The organism is Brevundimonas sp. Root1423 (assembly GCF_001426805.1).
This window is the reverse complement of record NZ_LMFL01000068.1, coordinates 6,340-9,734: the sequence shown is the minus strand read 5'-3', so window position 1 is coordinate 9,734 and position 3,395 is coordinate 6,340. Positions and strand designations below refer to the sequence as shown.

Annotated in this window: 3 protein-coding genes and 2 pseudogenes; 1 reads left to right on the top strand and 4 read right to left on the bottom strand. The window is 64.8% G+C overall.

The window, feature by feature from the left end; genetic code table 11:
- A partial coding sequence (locus ASD25_RS32585) for an LON peptidase substrate-binding domain-containing protein (protein ID WP_235562902.1) occupies positions 1–284 on the bottom strand: 284 nt, incomplete at its 3' end.
- Positions 285–747: 463 nt separating this feature from the next.
- Positions 748–1,368, bottom strand: coding sequence for a formyltransferase family protein (locus ASD25_RS27280; RefSeq protein WP_055832588.1), 621 nt, complete (start codon positions 1,366–1,368; stop codon positions 748–750).
- A gap of 113 nt (positions 1,369–1,481) precedes the next feature.
- On the opposite strand from ASD25_RS27280, the gene ASD25_RS27275 reads away from it, so the two are divergent.
- A complete protein-coding gene (locus ASD25_RS27275; RefSeq protein ID WP_156389483.1) occupies positions 1,482–2,249 on the top strand; it encodes an outer membrane beta-barrel protein in 768 nt (255 codons plus the stop codon).
- A gap of 92 nt (positions 2,250–2,341) precedes the next feature.
- Here ASD25_RS27275 and ASD25_RS27270 read toward each other — a convergent pair.
- Positions 2,342–2,869 (bottom strand): annotated as a pseudogene (locus tag ASD25_RS27270) (ATP-dependent Clp protease ATP-binding subunit ClpX); the annotation flags it as partial.
- A 1-nt stretch (position 2,870) separates the two neighbouring features.
- Positions 2,871–3,395: pseudogene (locus ASD25_RS27265) on the bottom strand (AAA family ATPase); the annotation flags it as partial.

Sequence of the window (3,395 nt, the reverse complement as noted above, 5' to 3'; positions counted from 1 at the left end):
CGCGCGCGGCTCTTGCCCTCGACCAGCACCTTGACGGTGCCGTCGGGCAGTTTGAGCAGCTGCAGKACRGTGGCCAGAACGCCGATCGGATAGATGGCGTCGGCGGASGGGTCGTCATCGACGCTGTTCTTCTGGGTGGCCAGCAGGATCTGCTTTTCRCCCTTCATGATCTCGTCGAGCGCCTTGACCGACTTCTCGCGYCCCACGAACAGCGGCACGACCATRTGCGGAAAGACGACGATGTCTCTCAGCGGCARGACGGGCAGGGTTTTKGTCTCGGACATGGATGCGTACTTTCTACGGGGTCCTCGTTGATCTCGGACCCGCCGCGCCGACGTTGGGAGCGCCTGTGCTTCCCCGTTTCGACTCGGCCCGCCATTCGGCGGCCTTCGATTGAGTATGTGGTTCTGCCGACGCCGGGTTCAAGCGTCGCCGGTAAGCGCGACGCGCTTCCATCCACAAGCGCTCAAGCTGCACGGATGGGCGCTCTCCGGGAGAGATGCCGCGGAAATCATGCGCTTGGTGCGCCGGAACGTTCAAAACTCGCCCTCGCCCCCCTGTGGCGCGGCGGCATCAGGCGTGACGCGGCGCAACCCTGACCCAGCTTGGCCGTTGGGAAAGGGCAATCCGGGAGGAACCAACCATGCGACACTAATCATCTGTGCCGCCGGCGCCCTGGCCCCCGGCCGCCTGACCAGAAGCCGGCCGAAGAAGCCACCGGTCCGGATCCGGCGAGCACCGGGGAAGTCAGGCTCGCTCAAGTAGCTTCCAGCGCCCGAATTCAAACGCCCGCCGCCGCCTTTCAACCTCGCCGCATCCCGTTCCTCGAGGCACATCCATCATGGCGTCCAGCTCTCTCCGGAGTCGGGCAACGGGCGCCCACTCGTGACCGCCAGCTGGAGCATCCCAGCCCTCGGCCAGCCGCCTGATGACGCTTCGGGCCATCGCCTCCAGCTGGTGATGAGTCCGATGGAACAGGGCCGGCGCGTCATCCTCGGGCAAAATCGGAAAGCGCCGGACGTCAACGATCGGCCCCGCATCCACCTTGCGGGTCATGTGGTGACAGGTGACGCCGAAGGAGGTGTCGCCGTGGTAGAGCGCCCAGTTCAGGCCGCCGATGCCGGGATGTTCCGGCGGGGCGGGATGGAAGTTGAGAGCGAGGGGCGCGCGGTCGAGCAGCCATTGCGGGACGATCCAGCGCGAGCAGTAGGACAGGATCAAATCCCCTTGCCAGTCGGCGAGCGCCCCGGGAAGCGGGTCGCCCCAATTGCTGTGAAAGGCTTCAACCTGGCCGAACGCTTGGCGGCATATGGCCGCGACCCGCTCCGCCTCATCGCCATGTGGGATGAGCAACAACCCTCGAGCCATCCGGCAATACTGCCAGAGAGTCCCGCTGCTGTCCGGAACTATCTCCCGGCGGGTTTGTCAAATACACATACGCTACCGGTCACATTGCGGAGCGAAGAGCTATGTCAATCTTGTTGGCGGTGACACTCGCGGGCGGGATAGCGGCTCAGGACCCGGCATCACTGGTGGCGAGGATCGAGGCGCTGGAGGCCCGCAACCGCGACCTGGAGGCCCGTCTTGAGCGGCTGGTGACAGAACAGGAGCGGCCTGCCCCTCCCCCCACCGCGATCGTAACGGCGTCTCCGCCGCCTACGCCTGGGTCGATGTCAACGTCAACGTCGTCACGGGATACATGGGACGTAAGCTACGTCGGTGGCCAGATCGGCCGAAGCGAAGTGCTTAACCACGAGCCTTATGTGTCCGATTTTTACGCCTACCGCGCGCCGGAAACATCGGCGGGATTTGTGAGTGTCCAGTTCGGCAGGCGCTGGCAGAGCGGGTCGTGGGTGTTTGGCGGCGAGGTGTCGGTCAGCGCGCCGATAGGGCCCAGTCCATCCGAGCTGTACGACGTGCAGCCGCCGTTCAGCAGTCCGGATGCGCTCTATCATCATCGCCGCACCGTTGCGGTAGCGGCGAGCGGGGAACTCGGCTGGGCGTTGGGAGACACGTTGCTTTATTCCAGAATCGGGATCGAGGCGGCGCAGCTGAGGTCCATCGGCGAACAGGTGGGAACGATTACGACGCGTACCAATGTAGCAGCGCCGTTCTTCGGCCTGGGCGTCGCCCATCAGTTCAACCCCGATTGGTCGCTGGAGGTTGAAGGCCGGTATGGATACGCCCGGCAGGGGCTGATGGAGAACAACTTCGCGCTGGGCCTGAGGGTCAATTATCTGGTCCCCTGAGGCGCATCGGCCGATCACACAACATCCGCTGCGCCAAGCAAAAAGGGCGGGTCCATCGCTGGACCCGCCCTCGTTTCATTCCGATCCGAGGATCAGGCGGCGCTGTCGGGCGCGGCCTTCTTGGACTTGGTTTCCGAATAGATCAGCAGCGGCTGGGCCTTGCCCTCGATGACCTCTGCGTTGACGACGACTTCCTCGACGCCCTCGAAGGTCGGCAGTTCGAACATCGTCTCCAGCAGAATGCCTTCCAGGATGGAGCGCAGGCCGCGGGCGCCGGTCTTGCGGGTGATCGCCTTCTTGGCCACCGCGATCAGGGCGTCGTCGGTGAACGTCAGGTCGACGTTCTCCATCTCGAACAGCCGCTTGTACTGTTTGACCAGGGCGTTCTTGGGCTCGGTCAGGATTGTGACCAGGGCTTCCTCATCGAGGTCCTCCAGCGTSGCCAGMACSGGCAGACGGCCGATGAACTCGGGGATCAGGCCGAARCGCATCAGATCGTCCGGCTCGACGCCCTTGAGGATGTCGCCCGTGCGGCGTTCGTCGATTTCCTTGACCTTGGCGCCGAASCCGATCGAGGCCCCGTCGCCGCGCGCCCGCGCGCGCTGCTTCCTCATTGGCGGNGCCCTTGAGGATGTCGCCCGTGCGGCGTTCGTCGATTTCCTTGACCTTGGCGCCGAACCCGATCGAGGCCCCGTCGCCGCGCGCCGCGATCACCTTCTCGAGGCCGGCGAAGGCGCCGCCGACGATGAACAGGATGTTGGCGGTGTCGACCTGCAGGAACTCCTGCTGCGGATGCTTGCGGCCGCCTTGCGGCGGCACGGAGGCGACGGTGCCTTCCATGATCTTMAGCAGGGCCTGCTGCACRCCCTCGCCCGAGACGTCGCGGGTGATCGAGGGGTTGTCCGACTTGCGCGAAATCTTGTCGATCTCGTCGATGTAGACGATGCCGCGCTGGGCCCGTTCGACRTTGTAGTCGGACGACTGCAGCAGCTTSAGGATGATGTTCTCGACGTCYTCRCCSACRTAACCGGCTTCGGTCAGGGTGGTSGCGTCGGCCATGGTGAAGGGCACGTCGATGATGCGCGCCAGCGTCTGGGCMAGCAGCGTCTTGCCCGAGCCGGTCGGCCCGATCAGCATGATGTTCGA

Coding starts and splice junctions, on each gene's coding strand:
- ASD25_RS27280 (WP_055832588.1), bottom strand. CDS start 1,368: ATGGCTCGAGGGTTGTTGCTCATCCCACATGGCGATGAGGCGGAGCGG.